The 20822-nt window shown below is 63.3% G+C and carries 21 protein-coding genes; 14 read left to right on the top strand and 7 right to left on the bottom strand.

Translation table 11 applies throughout. The annotated features are described in order from the left end of the window. The first annotated feature begins 3 nt into the window (after positions 1 to 3). Together nadC and JHD67_RS00945 are read left to right on the top strand one after the other, a co-directional pair. On the top strand, positions 4 to 846 hold the full coding sequence (nadC, locus tag JHD67_RS00950) for a carboxylating nicotinate-nucleotide diphosphorylase (protein ID WP_233171557.1): 843 nt from the start codon (positions 4 to 6) through the stop codon (positions 844 to 846). A gap of 86 nt (positions 847 to 932) precedes the next feature. After that, entirely contained in the window at positions 933 to 1340 is a 408-nt protein-coding gene (locus tag JHD67_RS00945) for a DUF3301 domain-containing protein (RefSeq protein WP_199096420.1), read from the top strand. Between the two features lie 6 nt (positions 1341 to 1346). Here JHD67_RS00945 and JHD67_RS00940 read toward each other — a convergent pair whose 3' ends face one another. The 5 genes from JHD67_RS00940 to petA form a co-directional block, all read right to left on the bottom strand. Further along, entirely contained in the window at positions 1347 to 1799 is a 453-nt protein-coding gene (locus tag JHD67_RS00940; RefSeq protein WP_233171556.1) for a ClpXP protease specificity-enhancing factor, read from the bottom strand. A gap of 129 nt (positions 1800 to 1928) precedes the next feature. Further along, positions 1929 to 2552, bottom strand: a complete 624-nt coding sequence (locus JHD67_RS00935; protein WP_199096418.1) for a glutathione S-transferase N-terminal domain-containing protein — start codon at positions 2550 to 2552, stop codon at positions 1929 to 1931. A gap of 74 nt (positions 2553 to 2626) precedes the next feature. After that, positions 2627 to 3355, bottom strand: coding sequence for a cytochrome c1 (locus tag JHD67_RS00930; protein WP_199096615.1), 729 nt, complete (start codon positions 3353 to 3355; stop codon positions 2627 to 2629). 13 nt (positions 3356 to 3368) lie between these two features. After that, entirely contained in the window at positions 3369 to 4676 is a 1308-nt protein-coding gene (locus JHD67_RS00925) for a cytochrome bc complex cytochrome b subunit (protein ID WP_199096416.1), read from the bottom strand. Then, positions 4676 to 5281 carry a ubiquinol-cytochrome c reductase iron-sulfur subunit gene (gene petA, locus JHD67_RS00920; protein ID WP_199096414.1) on the bottom strand — a complete coding sequence of 202 codons (606 nt, stop codon included), beginning with the start codon at positions 5279 to 5281 and terminating at the stop codon, positions 4676 to 4678. Before petA ends, JHD67_RS00925 begins: the two co-directional genes overlap by 1 nt. A 387-nt stretch (positions 5282 to 5668) precedes the next feature. Here petA and JHD67_RS00915 point away from each other — a divergent pair, with 387 nt between their 5' ends. Continuing rightward, complete coding sequence (locus tag JHD67_RS00915; protein WP_199096412.1) at positions 5669 to 6856, top strand: trypsin-like peptidase domain-containing protein; 1188 nt, start codon at positions 5669 to 5671, stop codon at positions 6854 to 6856. Here the strand turns inward: JHD67_RS00915 and JHD67_RS00910 are convergent. Beyond that, positions 6842 to 7942 (bottom strand): lytic transglycosylase domain-containing protein, encoded by a 1101-nt coding sequence (locus JHD67_RS00910; protein WP_199096410.1) that lies wholly within the window; start codon positions 7940 to 7942, stop codon positions 6842 to 6844. The two genes, JHD67_RS00915 and JHD67_RS00910, sit on opposite strands and share 15 nt — an antisense overlap. Before the next feature lie 306 nt (positions 7943 to 8248). On the opposite strand from JHD67_RS00910, the gene miaB reads away from it, so the two are divergent. The 7 genes from miaB (at position 8249) to corA (ending at position 14865) form a co-directional block, all read left to right on the top strand. Further along, positions 8249 to 9601, top strand: coding sequence for a tRNA (N6-isopentenyl adenosine(37)-C2)-methylthiotransferase MiaB (gene miaB / locus JHD67_RS00905; protein WP_199096613.1), 1353 nt, complete (start codon positions 8249 to 8251; stop codon positions 9599 to 9601). Beyond that, positions 9598 to 10095: a GNAT family N-acetyltransferase gene (locus JHD67_RS00900; protein ID WP_199096408.1), complete on the top strand. Its 498-nt coding sequence runs from the start codon at positions 9598 to 9600 to the stop codon at positions 10093 to 10095. The genes miaB and JHD67_RS00900 overlap by 4 nt, the downstream gene beginning before the upstream one ends. A gap of 6 nt (positions 10096 to 10101) precedes the next feature. Further along, positions 10102 to 11088, top strand: a complete 987-nt coding sequence (locus JHD67_RS00895; RefSeq protein WP_199096406.1) for a PhoH family protein — start codon at positions 10102 to 10104, stop codon at positions 11086 to 11088. Next, positions 11085 to 11552 carry an rRNA maturation RNase YbeY gene (ybeY, locus tag JHD67_RS00890; RefSeq protein ID WP_199096404.1) on the top strand — a complete coding sequence of 156 codons (468 nt, stop codon included), beginning with the start codon at positions 11085 to 11087 and terminating at the stop codon, positions 11550 to 11552. The genes JHD67_RS00895 and ybeY overlap by 4 nt, the downstream gene beginning before the upstream one ends. A gap of 125 nt (positions 11553 to 11677) precedes the next feature. After that, positions 11678 to 12532, top strand: a complete 855-nt coding sequence (locus JHD67_RS00885) for a transporter associated domain-containing protein (protein ID WP_199096402.1) — start codon at positions 11678 to 11680, stop codon at positions 12530 to 12532. 26 nt (positions 12533 to 12558) lie between these two features. Beyond that, on the top strand, positions 12559 to 13809 hold the full coding sequence (locus tag JHD67_RS00880; protein ID WP_199096400.1) for a DUF4105 domain-containing protein: 1251 nt from the start codon (positions 12559 to 12561) through the stop codon (positions 13807 to 13809). 45 nt (positions 13810 to 13854) lie between these two features. After that, positions 13855 to 14865 (top strand): magnesium/cobalt transporter CorA, encoded by a 1011-nt coding sequence (gene corA, locus JHD67_RS00875; RefSeq protein WP_233171555.1) that lies wholly within the window; start codon positions 13855 to 13857, stop codon positions 14863 to 14865. A gap of 101 nt (positions 14866 to 14966) precedes the next feature. On the opposite strand, the gene JHD67_RS00870 is transcribed toward corA, so the two are convergent. Then, positions 14967 to 17045 carry a S9 family peptidase gene (locus tag JHD67_RS00870; protein WP_199096398.1) on the bottom strand — a complete coding sequence of 693 codons (2079 nt, stop codon included), beginning with the start codon at positions 17043 to 17045 and terminating at the stop codon, positions 14967 to 14969. A 180-nt stretch (positions 17046 to 17225) separates the two neighbouring features. Between JHD67_RS00870 and JHD67_RS00865 the strand changes: the two genes are divergently transcribed. From JHD67_RS00865 to JHD67_RS00850, 4 genes are all read left to right on the top strand, one after another. Next, positions 17226 to 18965, top strand: coding sequence for an oligopeptide:H+ symporter (locus JHD67_RS00865; protein WP_199096396.1), 1740 nt, complete (start codon positions 17226 to 17228; stop codon positions 18963 to 18965). A 148-nt stretch (positions 18966 to 19113) separates the two neighbouring features. After that, on the top strand, positions 19114 to 19551 hold the full coding sequence (locus JHD67_RS00860) for a pilin (RefSeq protein WP_199096395.1): 438 nt from the start codon (positions 19114 to 19116) through the stop codon (positions 19549 to 19551). Between the two features lie 375 nt (positions 19552 to 19926). Further along, the gene (locus tag JHD67_RS00855; RefSeq protein WP_199096394.1) at positions 19927 to 20370 is read left to right on the top strand and encodes a pilin; all 444 of its coding nucleotides are present in this window, start codon (positions 19927 to 19929) and stop codon (positions 20368 to 20370) included. A 63-nt stretch (positions 20371 to 20433) separates the two neighbouring features. Then, positions 20434 to 20718, top strand: a complete 285-nt coding sequence (locus tag JHD67_RS00850; protein ID WP_199096393.1) for a hypothetical protein — start codon at positions 20434 to 20436, stop codon at positions 20716 to 20718. The last annotated feature ends 104 nt before the right edge of the window (positions 20719 to 20822 follow it).

Below are 20822 nucleotides of genomic sequence, written 5' to 3'. Positions count from 1 at the left end.
AACATGCTTGTTGCTCCCCCGTCCGATCTGGTCCGGGCGGACGTAGAGCGCGCGTTTGCCGAAGATATCGGCAGCGGCGACGCCACGGCCGACCTGCTTCCCGCCTATGCGCTGGCCAGCGCCACCCTGACCTGTCGCGAAGACGCGGTGATTGCTGGCATTGACTGGTTCAACGCCTGCTTCCGCCGACTGGATCCCGACGTGCAGATCGATTGGTCGGCACAGGACGGTGACCGCGTCCAGGCCAATACCGCCATCTGCAGCCTGCATGGACGCGCGCGCCCCATGGTAAGTGCCGAGCGCTCGGCGCTGAACTTCCTGCAGCTGCTATCGGCCACGGCCACCACCACCGCCGCCTATGTCGCCGCTGTTGCGGGTACCGGCGTGCGCCTGCTGGACACGCGCAAGACCGTACCCGGCCTGCGCCTGGCCCAAAAGTATGCGGTGCGCTGCGGTGGTGGCCACAACCACCGGGTCGGCCTGTATGACGCCATCCTGGTGAAGGAAAACCACATCATCGCCGCAGGCGGCATTCGCCCCGCGGCCGAGGCGGCCCGTCGTCTGCACCCGTCGCTGCTGTTGGAAATCGAGGTGGAAAATCTCGACGAACTGCAGCAGGCGCTGGCTGCGGGTGTCGATCGCATCATGCTGGACAACTTCACCCTGCCCCAGATGCGCGAGGCGGTGTCCATCGCCAAGGGTCATGCGCAACTGGAGATCTCCGGTAACGTGGACCTGTCCACCATCGGCGAATATGCCCGCACCGGGGTCGACTTTATTTCGGTTGGCGCGCTGACCAAGCACATCCGCGCCGTCGACCTCTCGCTGCGACTGCGCCTAGACTGAGTTTTCCCGGGCGCCGGCCCGCGCCGACGCCCGCATTCACTGAATGGACTCTTGCAAGGCGCCGCTGGCGCCTACACTCTCGAGCCATGAGTGACCTTCCCGACCTGATCCTGCTAGTGGCACTGCTCGGCATCGTGGGCGCATGGCTCAAGTTCAGCCGCGCGCGCGAACAAGCGGTAGAAGAAGCGCGCCGACAGTGCCGCCAGCATGGCCTGCAACTACTGGATGAAAGCGTGGGGTTGCGAAGCGTCCGGTTACGTCGCGGCAACGGGCCCATGCGCCTGGAGCGCTGCTACTCCTTCGAAGTAAGCATTGACGGGGACGATCGCGAACCCGGCCGCCTGTGGATGATCGGGCACACCCTTACCGGGCTGAGCCTGCCCACCATCCAAAGCCACCTCCCCGGCCTGCAGGTCGAACACAGCGCGCCGCCAGCGTCCGATAACGTGGTACCGCTGCGCCGCCGACTGCCTACCGACAGCCGGCTGCACTAAGGCCGATTACTTCACTACCCGCAGGAAGGGCGCGCTGCGCTTGGGCTTGTCGCCCGACTGCTCGCCATCGCTGGGCGGCGGCGTGTTGTCATCCGGGTCGGAAGGCGGCGGCGGATTGTCACCCCCCTCTTCGGCCGGAAACATCATACCCTGCCCGTTTTCCTGGGCATACAGGGCCAGTACGGCGTATACCGGAATGTGAATGTTGTGGCTCACGCCGGAGAAGCGGGCCTGGAAGCTGATCCAATCATTGCCGAGATCGAGGCTGGCCACCGCGCGCATCGCCAGATTCAGCACTACCTGCCCGTTCTTCACCACCTGGGGCGGCACCCGCACACCCTCGCGGCCGGCATCCACCAGCACATAAGGGGTCAGATTGTTGTCGGTGATCCAGTCGTAAATCGCCCTTAGCAGATAGGGGCGATTGGACGTCATCGGCGGAAGCTTGTCGTCGGTCATTCAGAAGCCTGCTTGGGGCCGGCGCGGGGTAACCATCCGCAGCCTGGCCGTGTAGATGGCGCAAGTTTAAGCCAAGCCGAGGCAAAGTGACGCGGGCCCGCGCCAACGGGCCAGGCGGCCCGGCGCCCGTTAGGGGCGCATGGCCTTCTCTTCCGGGGTCAGGCTGCGGGCGTATCCCTGGCTGGCGAACAGGCGCTCGCCGTAATCAAGGATGGGCTTGCCCTCTCGCCCCAGCTCAACCCCCAGCCACGGCAGACGCCAGATCACCGGGGCCACCAGGCAATCGGTGAGGCTCATCTCAGGGTTGAGGAAGAAGCGGGAAGCCTTGAACAGCGGCAGCGAGGACAACAAATGCTCGCGCAACCGCTTGCGCGCAGCATCGGCCGGGCGCCCGCCAGCGCGGATGGTATCGATTTCCGGCAGCCAGTCCAGCTCGATGCGCACGGTCGCCAGGCGCAAGCGCGCGCGGGACAGCGGATCAATAGGCATCAGCGGAGGGTGCGGGTAGCGCTCGTCCAGGTATTCGCAGACGACAGCGGTGTTGTAGAGGGTCAGGTCGCGGTCGACCAGGGTGGGCGTAGAGCCATACGGGTTCAGATCGAGGAGGTCTTCCGGTGGCTTGGCCGGATCCACCACCACCCGTTCGTAGCTGACGCCCTTGGCGGCGAGCACGAGGCGTGTTCGATGACACTGGATGCCATCCGCTGTTGTGTAGAGGGCGAGTGCAGTACGCGAGCGAGCGCTTGGAACCATGCGCGATCTCCCCATCGACTTTAAACGGGTACGGCGGCTCGTGGCCGCCGTACCACAGGCTTTGGAGCGGCGTCTTAGTGGACGTCCTTCCAATATTCCTTCTTTAGCAGATATGCCAGGAAAGTGAAGCCCGCCAGGAATAGCAGCACCCAGATGCCGTAGCGCTGACGCTGCAGCGCGGCAGGCTCGGAGACGTACTCCAGAAAGGTGGTCAGGTCACGGGTCGCTTGCTGGTACTGGGCGGGCGTGAGCGTACCCGGCTGGGACAGCTCCAGCTTCTCCACTTCCTCGCCGCCTTCCTTCTTCACCGCAGTCTGCAGCCCCTGCAGCTCCCACAGCGGATTGGGCATGGAGGCGTTGGGGAACACCGTGTTGTTCCAGCCCACCGGGCGGCTCGGGTCCAGGTAGAACGAATTGAGGTAGCCGTAGACCCAGTCGGCCGTCTTGGCGCGCACTTCCAGCGAGAGATCCGGCGGTGCCTTGCCGAAGAACTGCTGGGCCGAATCCTCCGGCATATGCGAGATAACCACGTCACCGAACTTGGCGCCGGTGAAATTGAGGTTCTTCATCACCTCGTCTTCGGACAGGCCCAAGTCCTCGGCGATACGTGAGTAGCGCGCGTACTTCAGCGAGTGGCAACCCACGCAGTAATTGAAGAACAGCTTGGCGCCACGCTGCAACGAGGCCTGATCGCGGATGTTGGTCCCGGCGGAGGGCAAGCCGCCCTCTTCCGAGGCCGCCACCGAGGTGGCCCCCATCAGCAGTCCGGCGGCAAGTGCGAACGAGAAAAGGATTTTCTTCATCGAGGACGGCCGCTTAGTCATGGTCGAACACCACCCGTTCCGGGACCGGCTTGGTCGTTTCCCAGCCAAGACGCGTGTAGCACCCCAGGAACACGAAGAATCCGAAGTAGACCAGCGTCATCACTCGACCGAACAGGTTCTCCCAGAAGGTCACGTCGGTGCTGCTGCCGAACCACTCGGGAATCAATTCAGCCACCACGCCCGCACCCACCGCGCCCAAGGCGATGAAGGAGATCACGAACAGGGTCAACGCCACCTTGAAGCCGGTGCCGCGATAGCGAATGGAGCGCACCTTGCCGGCGTCGATCCATGGCAGCAGGAACAGCAGGACGATCGCGCCGAACATGCCCAACACCCCCCAGATGGCGGTGCTGAAGAACGACGGGATCATGCGCAGGATCGCGTAGAACGGGGTGAAGTACCACACCGGCTTGATGTGGGTCGGCGTCACCAGGTTGTTGGCCGGAATGAAGTTGTCATGCTCCAGGAACCAGCCACCAAAGCTCGGCGCGAAGAAGATGATGAACGCCGCGATGATCAGGAAGAAGCCGACGCCCGCCAGGTCTTTAACCGTGTAGTACGGATGGAAAGGAATGCCATCGGCCGGCTTGCTCGGATCCCAACGATTGCCCTTGGGCCCGTGCTTGATGTCTACGCCATCGGGGTTGTTGGAACCCACTTCGTGCAGCGCGGCCAGGTGCAACACCACCAGCAACAACAGCACCAGCGGCAGCGCGATCACGTGCAGCGCGAAGAAGCGGTTGAGCGTGGCGTCGGCCGGCAGGTAGTCGCCCATGATCCATTCGACCAGGGTGCTGCCGATCACGGGCACCGTGCCGAACAGGGAGATGATCACCTTGGCCCCCCAGAAGGACATGTTGCCCCAGGGCAGCACGTAGCCCATGAAGGCTTCGGCCATCAGCACCAGGAAGATCAGCATGCCCAGCAACCACACCAGCTCGCGCGGTTTCTGGTACGACCCGTACATCAGGCCGCGGAACATGTGCAGGAATACCACCACGAAGAACAGCGAGGCACCGGTGGAGTGCATGTAGCGGATCAGCCAACCCCACTCCACGTCACGCATGATGTACTCGACCGAGTTGAAGGCTTCCGCCGCACTCGTTTTGTAGTTCATGGTGAGGAAGATGCCGGTGACGATCTGGTTGACCAGCACCAGCAACGCCAGCGAACCGAAGTAGTACCAAAGATTGAAGTTCTTCGGCGCGTAGTACTCGGTCATGTGCTTGCGATACACCGGCATCAAGCCGGGCGCACGCTCATTGACCCAATCGCCGATACGCGTGAATACGTTGGCCATCAGCCTGCCTCCTTCGGATCCACACCGATCTGAATGTGCACGTCGTCCACGAAGTGGTATGGCGGCACGAGGAGGTTCTTGGGCGCCGGCACGCCGGCATAGACGCGCCCGGACATGTCATAGCGCGACTTGTGGCAAGGGCAGTAGAAGCCGCCCTTCCAGTCCGGATCGAACGGCTCGGGCTTCATCACCGGGACGAAGTCGGGCACGCAGCCCAGGTGCGTGCACAAACCCACCAGCACCAGCCACTCAGGCTTGATGGAGCGGGTTTCGTTCTGCGCGTACTTAGGTTGTTGTTCGGCGGAGCTGCCCGTGGACTTGGCATCGACCAGGCGATTGTCCTGGCTAGGCAAGGCTTCCAGTTGGGCCGGTGAGCGGTTCACCACGAAGACGGGGAGACCACGCCAGGGGTAAGTGACCTTTTGGCCCGACTCGATCTTGCTGATGTCGACCGTGACCGGGGCACCTGCGGATTTGGCCCGCGCACTGGGTTCCCACGACTTAATGAAGGGCACAGCTGCTGCAACGACTCCCACACCTCCGACCACCGCCGTGGTCGCTGTGAGGAAGCGGCGGCGGCCGTGATCGACGACTTCGTTCGCCATCAGGCTCTCCGGTACTTACATGCCATTGAGACGCGGAACTTAATAAGTCCCACAGGTGCTTGCCAAGCGCGTCGACACGTACAACAGCAGAGCAAGTCTGCTACTGACCGGAAAAACCCTAGCAACTCCCCCCAAAAAAACAAACAGCAGGCACGCGCGGCGGCCAGCACGATAAGCATGTAGCGAAAGCTACAGGCATTTCGCTTCCGGGCACCCTGCGCACCGGGAAGCTCCCGGGACGACCCGCTTCGCAAGTGCCAGCAGAACCCGGCTCCCGCAAAATCGCGTTAGTGTAGCGTCAGGGCATGACTCGTACAATAAAAGCGCCGCGCCCTTCACTACCACGCGCTACCCATCCTAACGCTTTGCAACGAAACGCATAACGACATGAAACATGCCGCAGGCACGCTCGCCTTCATCGCCCGTTTCGCGGTTCTTGGGCTGGCGGCCGCCTTCGTCATCAGCCTGATGTGGCCTGACGTAGGCAATCGCCTGCGACAACGTGTCGGCCTCTCACCCGCCAGCACGACCGCGCCAGCCGCCGCGACCAACCCTCCCCGAGTCAACGGCCCGGTGTCCTACGCCGATGCGGTGGCGCGCGCCGCGCCTTCGGTGGTGAACATCTACGCCAACAAGATGGTCACTGAGCAGGCGGTGCAGATGTACACCGACCCGGTGCTGCAGCGACTGTTTGGCGGCCGCCCCGCCGGCCCCGCCTATAAGCGCCGCGAACAGAGCCTGGGCTCAGGCGTGATCGTGAGCAGCGAGGGCTACGTACTCACCAACAACCATGTGATCGCCAACGCCGACGACATCCAGGTTCTGCTGTACGACGGCCGCGTAGCCAAGGCCAAGGTGGTGGGCGCGGATGTGGAGACCGACCTTGCGGTGCTGAAGATCGACGCCAGCAACCTGCCGGTGATCCGCATTGCCGAGCACATGCCCGTGCGCACGGGCGACGTCGTATTGGCCATCGGCAACCCGTTGGGCCTCAACCAGACCGTAACCATGGGCATCGTCAGCGCCATTGGCCGCCAGTTGAGCAGTGCCAGCCCGGAGGATTTCATCCAGACCGATGCGGCGATCAACCTCGGCAACTCGGGTGGCGCCCTGGTCAACAGCGAGGGCGAACTGGTGGGCATCAATACCTTGCTGATCGGCAAGGCGGCCAACGCCGAGGGCATCAGCTTCGCTATTCCCGTGGGCAATGCCAAGCGGGTACTGGACCAGATCATCGACAGCGGCCACGTCGTACGCGGATGGATGGGCGCGGACTACACCTTCGTCCCGGTTGCCGCCGACAGCGGCCTTCCCGCCGCCGCGCGCGGCGCCCAGGTCACCGAGATATACCCCGGCGGGCCGGCTGCCCAGGCGGGCATCCTGCCCCACGACATTCTGCTGCGCATTGGCACCGATGACATCGTCGACCCGGCCGACCTGCGCCGTCATGAGGCCGCCCTCAAGCCCGGCAGCAAAGTGGAGGTATCGGGCCTGCGCAACGGTTCGCCGTTCCACACCGAGGTGATCCTCGCGCAGCGACCGCCGCTGCGTCCCACGGCCTCACTGGATGGCTGACATCCCCGCCACTACCGGCAACCGGCCATCCCTGGGTCGGATCGCCTGGCCGTAGCGCCGACGCAGGGTACCCACACGGTCCACGTAGACTCGCGTTTCGTCATAGGGGGGCACGCCATTGTAGCGTTGCACCGCCCCCGGCCCCGCATTGTAGGCGGCCGCAGCAAGCTGCTCGTTGCCATTGAAGGTCCGCAGCAGAAAACCGAGGTAACGCGCACCGCCGCGAATGTTCTGGGCCGTGTCGAAAGCATCGCGCACGCCCATATCGGACGCCGTTCCCGGCATCAGCTGCATCAGGCCCTGCGCGCCCTTGAGGGACATGGCGCGGGGATTGAAGGCGCTTTCCGCATGGATGATGGCGCGCAGGAAGGCCTCATCCACCCCCGACTCACGACTCGCCAGTGCAATCACATCGGCATACGCGGTGAGATTGAGCGCGACCGAGTCCCAACGGATGTTCGAGTGCAGGTTGCACGCCACGCAGGTGGCGATATAGGTGAACAGCATGGTCACCGGCCCCTGCTGGCCGGCCGGCTTGAGGTTGGTGTACTCCACACTGCCGTCTTTGCGCACCACCCGGTAAACCGCGCCACGCAACACGCGATCGCCATCGGCAGAGACATTAGCCACCGGCTTGTCGGCCACCGAGCCGCTGCGCGCCGGACTGGTTTCGCTGTAGCTCCACTGCCCCGGCTTGCCGGCCGGCGTGCGGGGCATCGCCGGTGGCGCCATGCGTGCCGTGGTATCGACCGAATCCTTGACCCAGGCCAACGAAGTCACTGGAGGCGCAGTGACCGTCGGCGGCGCTTTCACCACGGTACCTGTCACGCCAGCCAACGAGGGGGCGGCGGGCTTGCTGACCGCCCGCGGTCGCACAGGATCAGGTGCCCCGGCGATGCGACTGCAGCCGTGGTAGCCGGTGGCGGTACTGCTGAATACCACTTCGCCCGCACTACCGGTACAGCGATAGAGTGCGCCTGCATGTGCCGTGCCCGCAGGCCAGGCGACGGACAGCAGCAGGGCACACGTCAGCGCCAGCCCCGATAGGACCGGATGGCGTGCCCAGCCAGGAAATAACCTAGCCACGGCCTCTCACTTGGGGGGCCTGCCCCCAGTGGTGATGCGACAACATACGCTCCCCTTCCAAAACACGGGGACACAGGCCTACCTAGGCCCGAGTCCGGCCGCAGTGTGCCCCCAACCCCCGGGGCTAGCCAAGCGGCGATCGGCCAATTCGTGCAGCAGGGCAAACTTAACCGAGCCGCAAAGCCCCTGGCCGCGCTGCAAGTGCTTGATCCGTCTCGCGCGTTCAACTGGCAGGCACCCGGCCAGGCGAGTAAACTGTTGGGTTCGGCGCCCTTTCTGCACCTGCACTACACGGTACCCAAGCCCATGACCGGCAAGCTTTTCATCAAAACCCACGGCTGCCAGATGAACGAGTACGACTCGGCCAAGATGGCGGACGTGCTCAAGGCATCGCATGGCCTGGAGCTGACGCAGGATGAGTCCGAGGCGGACGTCATCCTGGTCAACACCTGTTCGATCCGCGAGAAGGCCCAGGAAAAGGTGTTCAGCCAGTTGGGCCGCTGGAAGGAGCACAAGCAAGGTGACAAGCCGGTGCTGATCGGCGTGGGCGGCTGCGTGGCCTCGCAGGAAGGCCAGGACATCATCAAGCGTGCCCCCTACGTGGACCTGGTATTCGGCCCGCAGACCTTGCACCGCTTGCCGGAACTGATCGAGGCTCGCCGCCACAGTGGTAAGCCGCAGGTGGATATCAGCTTCCCGGAAATCGAGAAGTTCGATCGCCTGCCCGAACCGCGTGCCGAAGGTCCCACGGCCTTCGTCTCGATCATGGAAGGCTGCTCCAAGTACTGCTCGTACTGCGTGGTGCCCTATACCCGCGGCGAGGAGATCAGCCGCCCGTTCGACGACGTGATCGTCGAGGTGGCCCAACTGGCCGAGCAAGGCGTACGTGAAGTCAATTTGCTGGGGCAGAACGTCAACGCGTATCGCGGCCCCACCCATGACGGCGGCACGGCGGACCTGGCCGTGCTGATCCACGCCATCGCGCAGATCGAGGGCATTGGCCGCATTCGCTTCACCACCTCGCATCCGCTGGAGTTTTCCGACTCGCTGATCGAGGCATATGCGAACGTGCCGCAGCTGTGCAACTTCCTGCACCTGCCGGTGCAAGCGGGCTCTGACCGCATCCTCACGGCGATGAAGCGCGGCTACACGGCGTTGGAATTCAAGCAGAAGATCCGCAAGCTGCGCGCCGTGCGTCCGGACATCTGCATCTCCTCCGATTTCATCGTGGGCTTCCCCGGCGAGACCGATGAGGATTTCGAAAAGACCATGAAGCTCATCGACGATATCGGCTTCGACCAGAGCTTCTCTTTCATCTTCTCCGCACGACCAGGAACGCCCGCAGCCAACCTCGCCGACGACACCCCGGCTGAAGTGAAGCACGCGCGCCTTACCCGACTGCAGGCCAGGCTCAATGAGAACGCCCGCCAGATCAACGAGGCGATGGTTGGCACCGTCCAGCGCGTGCTGGTGGAAAAGCCCAGCAAGAAGAACCCCAATGAGCTCTCCGGGCGCACCGAGAACATGCGCTTTGTGAACTTCCCGGGCGATGCACGCATGATCGGCCAGTTCATCGACGTAGTGATCACCGAGGCGATGAGCAATTCGCTGCGCGGTCGCGTACAACTGGCCGACGCCCACGTCGCCCTGGCCTCGTGACGGTCACACCCATCACGATTCGCGAAATCGGCGCAGCCGATTTCGCCCTGGTTTGGCCCCTGTTCCACAGCGTAGTGGCCGCCGGCGACACCTACAGCTACCCGCCCGACCTGAGCTATGAGCAGGCGCGCAATTGGTGGGCGACCCCACCCAGCCGCTGCTTTGTCGCCGAACGCGGCCCGCAGGTGCTGGGCTGCTATATGCTCAAACCCAACCAGCCCGGACTGGGCGACCACGTCGCCAACGCCGGCTACATGGTGTCACCGGGGGCGCGTCGCCAAGGCGTCGCCTCGGCCATGTGCAAGCATTCGATGGAGCAGGCCCGCGACGCCGGCTTCACCGCCATGCAGTTCAACTTTGTGGTCTCCACCAACTCCTCCGCGGTCCGCCTATGGCAGCGCCACGGTTTCCGCATTGTCGGCCAGGTACCGGGCGCGTTTCGCCACGCCACTCACGGTCCGACCGACGTCTATGTGATGCATCGGCATCTTTGACCTGATATGACCAACGGCCTCTATCAACGCGACTTTTCCCTCGAGCCGGAAGACAACGCCCGACTCTCCAACCTCTGCGGCCCGTTCGACGAACACATGCGCCAGGTCGAACTGCGCCTGGGCGTGGAGATCAATCACCGCGGCAACCTGTTCCAAGTGATCGGCGAGGAAGATGCCGCGCGCGCGGCGGAAAAGGTATTGCGGGCGCTCTACGACGTCACCGCGAACGAGTCGCTCACCGGCGCCAAGATCAACCTGCATCTCGCCGAGTCGGGTATCGACGCCATCGTCAACGATGCGGCCGAAGGTGCGCAGGACGTCGCCATCAAGGTGAAGCGCGGCGTGATCAAGGGCCGCGGCCCCAACCAGGCGCGTTACCTGCACGCCATCACCACGCACGACATCAGCTTCGGCGTAGGCCCGGCCGGCACCGGCAAGACCTACCTCGCTGTCGCCAGCGCGGTGGAAGCGCTGGAAGCCAATCGGGTGCAGCGTCTGCTGCTGGTGCGCCCGGCGGTGGAAGCGGGCGAAAAGCTCGGCTTCCTGCCGGGCGACCTCAGTCAGAAGGTCGACCCGTACCTGCGCCCGCTGTATGACGCGCTATACGAAATGCTGGGTTTCGAGAAGGTCGCCAAGCTGATCGAGCGCAACGTGATCGAGATCGCCCCGCTCGCCTATATGCGCGGGCGCACGCTCAACGACTCCTATGTAATTCTCGACGAAGCGCAGAACACCACCGTCGAGCAGATGAAGATGTTCCTCACCCGTATCGGCTTCGGTTCGGTGGCGGTCATCACCGGCGATGTCAGCCAGATCGACCTGCCCCGAAATGTACGCTCTGGCCTGCGCCACGCCATCGAAGTACTGCGTGGCGTGGAAGGCATCAGCTTCACCTTCTTCACCTCGCGCGATGTGGTGCGCCACCCGCTGGTCGCCAAGATCGTGCGCGCCTACGAAGCCTTTGAGCAGGCTGCCGAGGACTCCGCCAAATGAGCGCCTCCGCACTGACGCTTTCGGTGGGCTACGCCGCACCGCGCAAGGGTGTGCCGACCTCCGCCAGCTTCCGCAGCTGGGTAGAGGCCGCTCTGCGCGGCGCCAAGCGACGCAAGGCAACGGAACTGTCCATCCGGATCGTGGATAGCAAGGAAGGCCGCCTGCTGAACCGCGAGTACCGCGACAAGGACTACGCGACCAACGTGCTCTCCTTCCCCGTCGAGCTGCCGCCGGGTGTCGTACTGCCCCTGATCGGCGACCTGGCCATCTGCGCCCCGGTCGTGCTGCGCGAAGCCGCCGAGCAAGGCAAGCGCCCGCGCGATCACTGGGCCCACATGACCGTGCACGGCGTGCTCCACCTGATTGGCTACGACCACATCGAAGACGCCGACGCCGAAGTGATGGAGGCACTGGAAGCGCGCATTTTGGCTGGGCTGGGCATCGCCAACCCCTACGAGGCCTGAGTGCCCTGCGCGGCCCCCGGGGGGCGACCGCGGAGAAGGCCGGGGGCGGCCTTGTTCCTGAATCGTCACGAATTTTCCGCTAGACTGGCGTCTCCGCCCGGTTTCGGGCTGCATCCGCACGAGTAATGAACGAGGACCCTGGCAGTACCAGCGGCCCGGCCCACCGCAGTTGGTGGGATCGACTGGGCCACCTGTTTTCCGGCGAGCCGCGCAACCGCAAGGAGCTCATTGATGAGCTGCGCACCGCCCATGTCAATGGCCTGATGTCCATTGACACCCTCACCATGGTCGAGGGTGCAATCAAGGTCACCGAGCTGAGCGTGGACGACGTCATGGTGCCGCGTGCCCAGATCGTGATGCTCTCGGCCGATGCGCCGCTGAGCGAAATCATCAACTCCGTCGTTGAATCCGGCCACTCTCGCTTCCCCGTCCACGGCGAAGACAAGGACGATATCCTCGGCATCCTGCTCGCCAAGGACCTGCTGCGCTTTGTCGGCAACGGCAACGGCGATCACTTCGATATCGCCAGCGTGCTGCGTCCTGCCGTGCTTATTCCCGAGTCGATGCGGTTGAACGTGCTACTGGCCGAGTTTCGTCACACGCGCAACCACATGGCGCTGGTGGTGGATGAATACGGCGGCGTCGCCGGCCTCATCACCATCGAAGACGTGCTCGAGCAGATTGTCGGCGAAATCGACGACGAACACGACGATGAGGAAGAACCCACGCTGATGCACGAGCAATCGGGCGGCGGCTGGGTGGTAAGCGCGCTCACCCCGATCGCGGACTTCAACGAGCAAACAGGCGCACACTTCTCCGACGAAGAGTTCGACACCGTCGGTGGCATGTGCACGTCCGAGTTCGGCCATTTGCCGGAAGTGGGCGAGGAGATCGCCATTGGCGACTACCTGTTCCACGTCACCGAAGCCGATGATCGCCGCGTACAAGCCTTCCGCGTAAGCCGTCGCCAGGACGACTGATCGTGCCCCAACCCGGCAGGACGCCCATGTCCATCTTCTCTCATGGCCTTGGCCGCTTCCTCGCCGTGTGCCTGTTGTTGCTGTGCGCCACCCTGGGCTGGGCGGCGCCAGCATGGGCGGGCGTCGCCAACGCGCCCGGCGCCAACCTAGAAGTCTCATTGATCACCTACGGCCCAGGCGATACCTACTGGGAACGTTTCGGCCATGACGCCATCGAGCTGCGCGATGCCGCCAGCGGCGAGTCGGTCACCTTCAACTACGGCGTGTTCGATTTCGACGAACAGGGCTTCCTGCTGCATTTCGCCGCCGGCCGCATGCACTACCTGATGGATGCCGCGCCCACCGACGTGGACCAGCAGTACTACATGAGCGTGGGTCGCTCGGTAACCCGCCAGCCGCTCGCCTTTACGCCAGCCCAAGCCACGGCACTGCGCGATTTCCTGCTGTGGAACCTGCGCCCGGAAAACGTTCGCTACAACTACGACTACTACGCCGACAATTGCGCCACGCGAGTACGCGATGCGTTGGACAAGGCGCTCGGCGGCGTACTGCACAAGCAGCTGGAGGCCCGCGCCGGCGGCATGACATACCGCCAGCAAACGGCGCGACTCATGAGCCAGCAAGCGTGGCTGATGCTTATCCTCGACCTGGGTCTTGGCCCCTATGCCGATCATCCGCTGACCGCATGGCAGGAGAGTTTCCTGCCCATGGTGCTACAGAAGGAGATCGCCAGCGTCACGGTTACCGATGCCGATGGCGCCGTGCATCCGCTGGTACTGGGCGAGCGAGAAATATCCCCCAACCGGCTGGACGCACCGCCGGCGCAGGCGCCTGATTTACGCCTGCCGCTGGGGCTTGCCGGGGTGATCTTCGCCATCCTCTTGCTGGCCGCTCGTCGTTTTCTGCCTACCGTGTACGCCCTGCTTGGCTCGCTGTACCTCGTGCTCGGCGGCCTGGTCGGCGTGGTCTTGCTGATTCTGTGGACGCTGACCACGCATCACTCCGCGTGGGCCAATGCGAACCTGCTGCTGTTCAATCCACTGGCCTTCATGCTGCTGCCCACCCTTTGGCGCTCCCGCCGCGGTGTGCCTGCATCCCGTCGCATGGACCTGCTGATCGTGCTGCAACTGTTGGCCGGCCTCACGGCCGTCCTGCTGCACTGGATGCCCGGCGTGGTGCAGCAGAACCAGCCCTGGCTGCTGTTCGCGCTACCCATATGGCTAGCGCTTGCATGGTGTGTGCGGGGCACGCGCGCGCCGGCTCGCCTTGCGCCATAAAAAGCCGTCATGGCGTCTTCGCGGTCGTCCATGCATGATTCGCGCATGACCTCCACGCTCCCGACTTCTGCCGCCCCCGCGGGCTCCATGGTGATCAATTGCGTGGCCTATCGTTTCGATGGGCAACGCATCGGCGACATCAGCCTCGATGACATCAGCGAGGTGCTCAAGGAGCCCGATACGTTTGTCTGGGTGGGCCTGCATGAGCCGGATGCCCCGCTGCTGAGCAAGATCCAGGAAGAGTTCGACCTGCACGACCTCGCCATCGAGGATGCCCAGCACGCGCATCAGCGCACCAAGATCGAGACCTACGGCGACTCGCTGTTCATCGTGGTGCAGACCGCGCAGTTGGTGAGTGGCCACATCGCGTTTGGCGAAACTCACATCTTTCTGGGTGCGCGCTACCTGGTCACCGTGCGCCACGGCGCTTCGCTGTCCTATGCGCCCGCCCGACGCAATTGCGAACACACCCCTGACTTGCTGGCACTAGGCCCCAGCTACGGCCTGTATGGTGTGCTCGACTTCATCGTGGACAACCTGCTGCCTATCGTTCGTGATTTCCGCGAAGAACTGCAGGAACTGGAGAAGGACATTTTCTCCGACACATTCAAACGCAGCACCATCCGCCGCCTGTATGACATGCAGCGCGATTTGATGACACTACGTCTTGCCGTGGCACCACTACAGGACATCATCAGCCAGCTGGTGCGCATGCATCCGCAACTGATTCCGGATGAACTGCGCGCCTACTTCCGCGATGTCTATGACCACGTATTCCGCGTCAACGAATCGATCAGCGCCATGCGCGAAATGCTCGCCGCCGCGATCAACGTCAACCTGTCGCTGGTAACCTTTGGCCAGAACGAAGTGATGAAGCGTCTGGCCGGTTATGCGGCGATGCTGGCGGCACCCACCCTGGTGACGAGCTGGTACGGCATGAACTTCGAGAACATGCCGGAGCTGCACAAGCCCTGGGCCTACCCCCTGGTTATCGGCGTAGTGGCGACGCTGGTCGGCAGTATCTTCGTCTTCCTAAAACGAGCCAAGTGGCTCTAGTTCTGAGAGCCGAGCGCCGGGGACCGGGCTTCGCCCAATAAATTAAAGGGACAAAAAAATGGCGGCCTTTCGGCCGCCATTTTCCTATTCACTCACCGCGCTTACTTGGCGGTACTCTTCACGGCGTCTTCCGACGTCCACTGCTTCAACCACGCATTGACCGTCTCGTGCCACTGCACGCTGTTCTGCGGCTTGAGCACCCAGTGGTTCTCATCCGGGAAGTGCAGCAGCTGGCTGGGGATACCGCGACGCTGCAGCGCCGTGAAGGCGCCCAGGCCCTGCGTATCGGGAATGCGGAAATCCTTGGCCGAGTGGATCACCAGCATCGGTACGCGCCAATCCTTGACGTGATTGACCGGATTGAACTTCTCGTAGTTTTCCGGATGCTCGAACTGCGTGCCGCCGTTCTCACGTTCCTCGAACCACAGTTCCTCGGTGTCGTAATACATGGCGCGAGCATCGAATACGCCATCGTGATCCACCAGGCACTTCCAGGGCTGGTTCCACACGCCCGCGATCCAGTAAATCATGTAGCCGCCGTAGCTGGCACCCAGTGCACACGCGCGGTCACCGTCGAGGAAGTTGTACTTGGACAAGGCCGCCGACCAACCCGCCTTCAGGTCTTCCAGCGGCTTGCCGCCCCAGTCGCCCGAGATCGAATCGGTGAATGCCTGGCCATAGCCGGTGGAACCGTGGAAGTTCACGGTGACCACGGCGAAGCCCTGCCCCGCATACGTTTGCGGATTCCAGCGATAGCTCCAGCCATTGCTCATCGCACCTTGCGGGCCGCCGTGGATGATGAATGCCACGGGGTACTTCTTGCCCGCCTGATAACCGGCTGGCTTGACCACATAGCCCTGCACCGTCTCGTTGTTCCAACCCTTGAAGGTGAAGAACTGCGGATCGCCCATCTGCACGTTCTTCAGGCGCGCCGCGTTGTAATGCGTGACCTGCTTGAGACCCTTGCCGGAGAGATCGGCCACATAGAGATCGGCGGGGCGCTTTAGGTCATCGCGCTGCACCAGCAACCTCGACTTGCCCGCGGCATAGCCGGTCACGTCGCCGTCGGTGACCAGGGTGGTGACCTTGCCACTGGCCGCGTCGATGGCGAACAGCGGGTGCTGGCCGTTGTCGTCGGCGGTGGCGTAGAGGGTTTTACCGTCTGCCGAAATCTGCAGGCCGCCAGCGGAGCGATCCCAGTTCGGCGCCACTTCGTGCTTCTGGCCCGTAGCCAGATCCAACGCCATGATGCCGAAGCGGTCGGCCTCCGATACCGGCGTCTTCATCGCCAGGTAGTACAGCGTCTTGCCGTCCGGCGAGGGCAACGGGAATGCATCCCACGCCTGGTTTTCGGCGGTGAGGTTGCGCGGCGCGGCCGAGGCGTCGGCCGGTACGCTGTAGACGTCGAAGTTGGTGGACCACGGCTCGGTCTTGCCCGCGATGCGCACGCTGAAATACACGGTCTTGCCGTCGGGCGAGAAGTTGAACTCGCCTTCGTCACCAAACGGCTTGCTCGGCACATCGCCGTCGATACCACGCGTGAGCAGCAACGGCTGTGCGCTGGGCTTGTCCAGATCGGCGATGAATAACTGTGCGCGGCGACCGTCGGACCAGGTATCCCAGTGACGCACAAACAGCTTGTCGTACACCGTGCCGGAAGCCTTGTCGGCGGCACGGCCGTCCAGACGCTCCTTGGTGCAGGCAAGGTCAGCGCAATCGGTGAATACGCCAAACGTCAGCAGCGCTTGCTTGCCATCCGGCGAGAGCTTGTAGCCGTCCACATCAAGGGGGGCATGGGTCACCTGCACCGGCTGCGCCGATGCCATCGGTGCGCGTCGCCACAGCTGCGCCACGCCATCCTTCGCTGCCACGTAGTAAAACGCACTGCCATCGGGCGACCAGCGCGGCGAGGAGGCCTTCTCCACCAGCTTGACCGGCTCGCCGTTCTTGCTCAGGTCAAGCAGGTAGATCGAGGTAACGCCCTTGTTCGCGGCGTAGTCGGTGGCGCGCACGGTGTACAGCGCGTAACGACCGTCCGGTGACAGCTGGGGATCGCCCACGCGATCCATCATCACCAGGTCACGGATGGTGAACGGGTGGGGGCCATGGTTCACAGCCTCGGCCGCCATGGCGGAGGTACCGGCCAGCGCAAGCGCCAGCGCGACAAGCAAGGGTTTCATCGAAGGGTTCCCAGGGCATTACGAAAGCACTGACGTTAAGAGCCTCAGCGGCGGGACGCAAGCTGAGGCTTTTCGCCGTAGGAATCTACCGACATAGCGGAACGTCTTTGTTGCAGCGCGACCAAGGCCGGCAAAGGCCGTCGTTATACTCCGGGACTTTGTGTCTGCACGCTCCTGCTCATGACTGACGCCGTAACCCGCTCCACTACCCCCGCTCGTGCCGTTGAGCAGGATGAACTGTTCGGCCATCCCAAGGGCCTGTACGTGTGCTTCTTCACCGAGATGTGGGAGCGCTTTTCGTTCTACGGCATGAAAGCGCTGCTTGCGCTGTACCTGATCAAACACCACGGTTTCTCGGATACGGAGAGCCTGTCCGTGCTGGGCGCCTACGGCGGCCTGGTCTATGCGACACCCCTGCTCGGCGGCCTGCTGGCAGACCGTTACCTGGGCATGCGCAAGGCCGTGGCGCTGGGTGGCGTACTGCTGTGCCTGGGTCACCTGGGCATGGCAGTGGAGGGGCATGCGGCCACCATCGGCCCCGATGGCGCCGTGCATCGCGATACCTTTGCGCTAAGCGTTTTCTATCTCTCGCTCGCGCTGATCATCAGTGGCGTAGGCTTTCTCAAGCCCAATATCTCTACGGTGGTGGGCAAGCTTTACCCAGAGAACGATCCGCGCCTGGACTCGGGCTTTACCTTGTTCTATGCAGGCATCAATGTGGGCGCGCTGTTTTCCGCGCTCATTTGCGGCTACCTGGGTGACACCTACGGCTGGGGCTACGGCTTTGGCGCCGCCGGTATCGGCATGCTGGCTGGCCTGGCGGTATTCCTGACCGGGCAAAAGTACCTGCAAGGCCACGCCGAGCCGCCGAATGCCGCCGCGTTGCGCCAACGCGTGCTGGGCCCGCTGACGTTGGAATGGAGCATCTACCTTGGCGCCGCCCTTACCCTGCCGGTGCTGTGGGCGCTGATGCAGTTGGGCAGCGCCGTGTTGTGGCTGCAGGTGCTGGCGCTGGGTTCGTGGCTGGGCTGGCTGGGGTGGTACGTCACCACTCGCTGCACGCCGGTGCAACGCCGTCAGATGCTGGCCTGCGTGTTTTTCACCGCCATCTGCCTGTTGTTCTTCTCGCTGTACGAGCAGACGTACGGCTCATGGGTGCTGTTCAACGACCGCATGTTGACCAAGGACCTGTTCCCGGCCCTGGTGATCCGCGAAGGGCACCCGGTGCCCTGGTCCACCCTGCCCCTGCTGTTGTGCCCTTTCGTCATTGCGCTGGCCTTGCGCCTGCGTGGCAAGCGCCTCCCGGCGCTGCTGCTGGGCGGCCTCACCGCGATGGGGTTGCTGCTGATCGTGCGCGACTGCCTGGTACTGCCGCAGACCGCCAGTTCGCTGACCTACCTGGGCGCGCTCTTCATTGTGCTGCTTTCGCCACTCATGGCGTGGCTGTGGCCCTTCCTCGACCGGCGTGGCCTGAACCCCTCCACCCCGGTCAAGAGCGCCATTGGCCTGGCCTTCGCGGGCCTGGCCTTCGTCCCGCTGATGATCGGCAACCAGACCGTGACGCCGGACGCACTGGGCAGCGTGTGGTGGATTGTGCTGGCCTACCTGTTGATCGAAATCGGCGAAGTGGCGTTGGCGCCTATCGGCCTGTCCGCCGTCACCCAGCTTTCGGTACCCCAGGTTGCCGGCCTGATGATGGGCGCCTGGTGGCTGGGCACCTCCTTCTCCGAGCAGTTGGCCTCCATCTTCGGCAAGTTCGCCGCCTTGGACCTGCCCGCCGACGGCAAGATCGATATGGCGATCGCCACCGCTAAATATGGTCAGCTGTTCCAGCACATGATCTGGCTGGGCCTGGCGTCGGCCGCAGCGGCCTTGTTGCTGGCGCCACTGATGAAGCGCTGGATGGCTGGGACCCGATAAGTCCCTGGGCACCAAGGCACAGCTAAAGCGCGGCCCGGGTCACGAAACGGGCAAGTCCTTGCCCGTTCTGGGCAAGGCGGGACCGAAGGGGCCCCCGTTTGGTACAAAACATGCCTCACTTCGGGTGAGACAACCAGGGGGACCTTCCATGCTTCGCCAGCGCCTTTCCGCCGGCTTCACCTTGATCGAGTTGATGATCGTGGTGGCGATCATCGCCATTCTTGCGGCTATCGCTATTCCTGCCTATCAGGATTACGCCATCCGCGCCCAGGTCAGCGAAGGCATGAGCCTGGCCACCGGGGCGAAAGCTGCCGTGTGGGATTTTGTTTCTAATACGGGGCGCTACCCCCCGAATAACCAGTCGGCAGGCCTTGCCTCTTCCACCTCCATCAACGGAAGTTACGTGTCTGGCGTTGATGCCACCGGGGGCGCGGTCACCGTTACTTTCCAAAGCCCCAAAGCCAATCAGGCGATCCATAACCAGCAGCTCATTCTGTCGCCCGTTACGGGCGCAGGCAGCATCACGTGGACCTGCACGAGGAGCAATCTTTCGGCAAAGTACTTGCCCTCCTCCTGCCGACAGTAGGTGCCTTAAGAATCCGACTCAATGCCCTCTCAAGGGCTCGTAGTGTCGACAGACAGCAACCCAAGTGACCTTTTATGTCACTTCATGCCCTGGACCGGCACCGCGAGAAGATGCCGGATGCATCACGATTTTAGAGCTATGCACCTACGGCTGACCGTCCTTGTGACCATTCGTGATGACGTGCACAATCCGATTTCCCGCGAATATGCGGGAATATAAAAGCGGCAGCCATGGCATATAACCTGCTTGAAGTTGACGCGAGCTTCCTGGTCGTTCCGACCGCAAGTATTGGGAACCAATCCCGCCTAGGGGGATTCGGGACTGGGGCTCAGGGGGCAGTAACTACGGTTAGCTAACCAAGATAGAGGAACCATCATGAAGAACGTGCAGAAGGGCTTTACCCTGATCGAATTGATGATCGTCGTGGCGATCATCGCGATCCTGGCCGCCATCGCCATCCCGGCTTATCAGGACTACACCATCCGCTCGCAGGTCTCGGAAGGCCTTTCGCTGGCTGACGGTGCCAAGACGGCGCTTGCCGAGTACTACTCGAACAAGGGTTCGTTCCCGACGAGCAATGGGTCGGCCGGCCTTGCCACTGCTGCCAGTATCAGCGGCAACTACGTCTCCAAGGTCGACGGTGGCGCTACGGCTGGTCAGATTCAGGTGACTTATTCCGGGCCGAAGGCTAACACCAAGCTGACGACTGGCCCGGCTGTTCTTATCCTGTCGGCCATCACCAATGCGGGCAGCATCCAGTGGACCTGCAAGGCCGGTAGCAACCTCCCGGCCAAGTACCTGCCTTCTTCCTGCCGCTAATCGCTGGAACTGGCTAAGCTGATAAAGGGCCGCCCTTGGCGGCCCTTTATTTTTGGAAAACGCATGTACTCTCGCGCCTTTTTACTGCCAGCCTTCATGCTCATGCTGGTAGTCATCACGATTGCCGCCTACATTCCAGGCCTCCACGGCCCCTTTTTGTTCGACGATTTCGCCAACCTGCCCAGCCTGGGCGCCAACGGCCCCATCCGTGATTGGCCGGCATTCTGGCGCTACATCACCTCCGGCACCGCAGACCCAACGGGGCGCCCTCTTTCTCCTGTCTCTTATACACATCTCCGAGCCCACGAGACCCGTGACCGAATCGCGGTTGCCGGCTGGGGGTTGTAAAAGGGGGGGGGGGGGGGGGGGGGGGGGGGGGGGGGGGGGGGGGGGGGGGGGGGGGGGGGGGGGGGGGGGGGGGGGGGGGGGGGGGGGGGGGGGGGGGGGGGGGG

This window comes from Dyella sp. ASV21 (assembly GCF_016428975.1).
In the GTDB taxonomy this organism is placed as follows: domain Bacteria; phylum Pseudomonadota; class Gammaproteobacteria; order Xanthomonadales; family Rhodanobacteraceae; genus Dyella.
The sequence above is the reverse complement of the archived record's forward strand: the minus strand, read 5'-3'. Positions and strand labels throughout refer to the sequence as shown.

Bases quoted from the DNA above. Each gene is read 5' to 3' on its own strand.
- JHD67_RS00930 (WP_199096615.1), bottom strand. From the start codon at position 3,355: ATGAAGAAAATCCTTTTCTCGTTCGCACTTGCCGCCGGACTGCTGATG.
- corA (WP_233171555.1), top strand. From the start codon at position 13,855: ATGACCTCCACGCTCCCGACTTCTGCCGCCCCCGCGGGCTCCATGGTG.
- JHD67_RS00925 (WP_199096416.1), bottom strand. From the start codon at position 4,676: ATGGCCAACGTATTCACGCGTATCGGCGATTGGGTCAATGAGCGTGCG.
- JHD67_RS00860 (WP_199096395.1), top strand. From the start codon at position 19,114: ATGCTTCGCCAGCGCCTTTCCGCCGGCTTCACCTTGATCGAGTTGATG.
- JHD67_RS00865 (WP_199096396.1), top strand. From the start codon at position 17,226: ATGACTGACGCCGTAACCCGCTCCACTACCCCCGCTCGTGCCGTTGAG.
- JHD67_RS00935 (WP_199096418.1), bottom strand. From the start codon at position 2,552: ATGGTTCCAAGCGCTCGCTCGCGTACTGCACTCGCCCTCTACACAACA.
- miaB (WP_199096613.1), top strand. From the start codon at position 8,249: ATGACCGGCAAGCTTTTCATCAAAACCCACGGCTGCCAGATGAACGAG.
- JHD67_RS00855 (WP_199096394.1), top strand. From the start codon at position 19,927: ATGAAGAACGTGCAGAAGGGCTTTACCCTGATCGAATTGATGATCGTC.
- JHD67_RS00880 (WP_199096400.1), top strand. From the start codon at position 12,559: ATGTCCATCTTCTCTCATGGCCTTGGCCGCTTCCTCGCCGTGTGCCTG.
- JHD67_RS00850 (WP_199096393.1), top strand. From the start codon at position 20,434: ATGTACTCTCGCGCCTTTTTACTGCCAGCCTTCATGCTCATGCTGGTA.
- ybeY (WP_199096404.1), top strand. From the start codon at position 11,085: ATGAGCGCCTCCGCACTGACGCTTTCGGTGGGCTACGCCGCACCGCGC.
- JHD67_RS00915 (WP_199096412.1), top strand. From the start codon at position 5,669: ATGAAACATGCCGCAGGCACGCTCGCCTTCATCGCCCGTTTCGCGGTT.
- JHD67_RS00885 (WP_199096402.1), top strand. From the start codon at position 11,678: ATGAACGAGGACCCTGGCAGTACCAGCGGCCCGGCCCACCGCAGTTGG.
- JHD67_RS00940 (WP_233171556.1), bottom strand. From the start codon at position 1,799: ATGACCGACGACAAGCTTCCGCCGATGACGTCCAATCGCCCCTATCTG.
- JHD67_RS00895 (WP_199096406.1), top strand. From the start codon at position 10,102: ATGACCAACGGCCTCTATCAACGCGACTTTTCCCTCGAGCCGGAAGAC.
- JHD67_RS00870 (WP_199096398.1), bottom strand. From the start codon at position 17,045: ATGAAACCCTTGCTTGTCGCGCTGGCGCTTGCGCTGGCCGGTACCTCC.
- JHD67_RS00945 (WP_199096420.1), top strand. From the start codon at position 933: ATGAGTGACCTTCCCGACCTGATCCTGCTAGTGGCACTGCTCGGCATC.
- nadC (WP_233171557.1), top strand. From the start codon at position 4: ATGCTTGTTGCTCCCCCGTCCGATCTGGTCCGGGCGGACGTAGAGCGC.
- petA (WP_199096414.1), bottom strand. From the start codon at position 5,281: ATGGCGAACGAAGTCGTCGATCACGGCCGCCGCCGCTTCCTCACAGCG.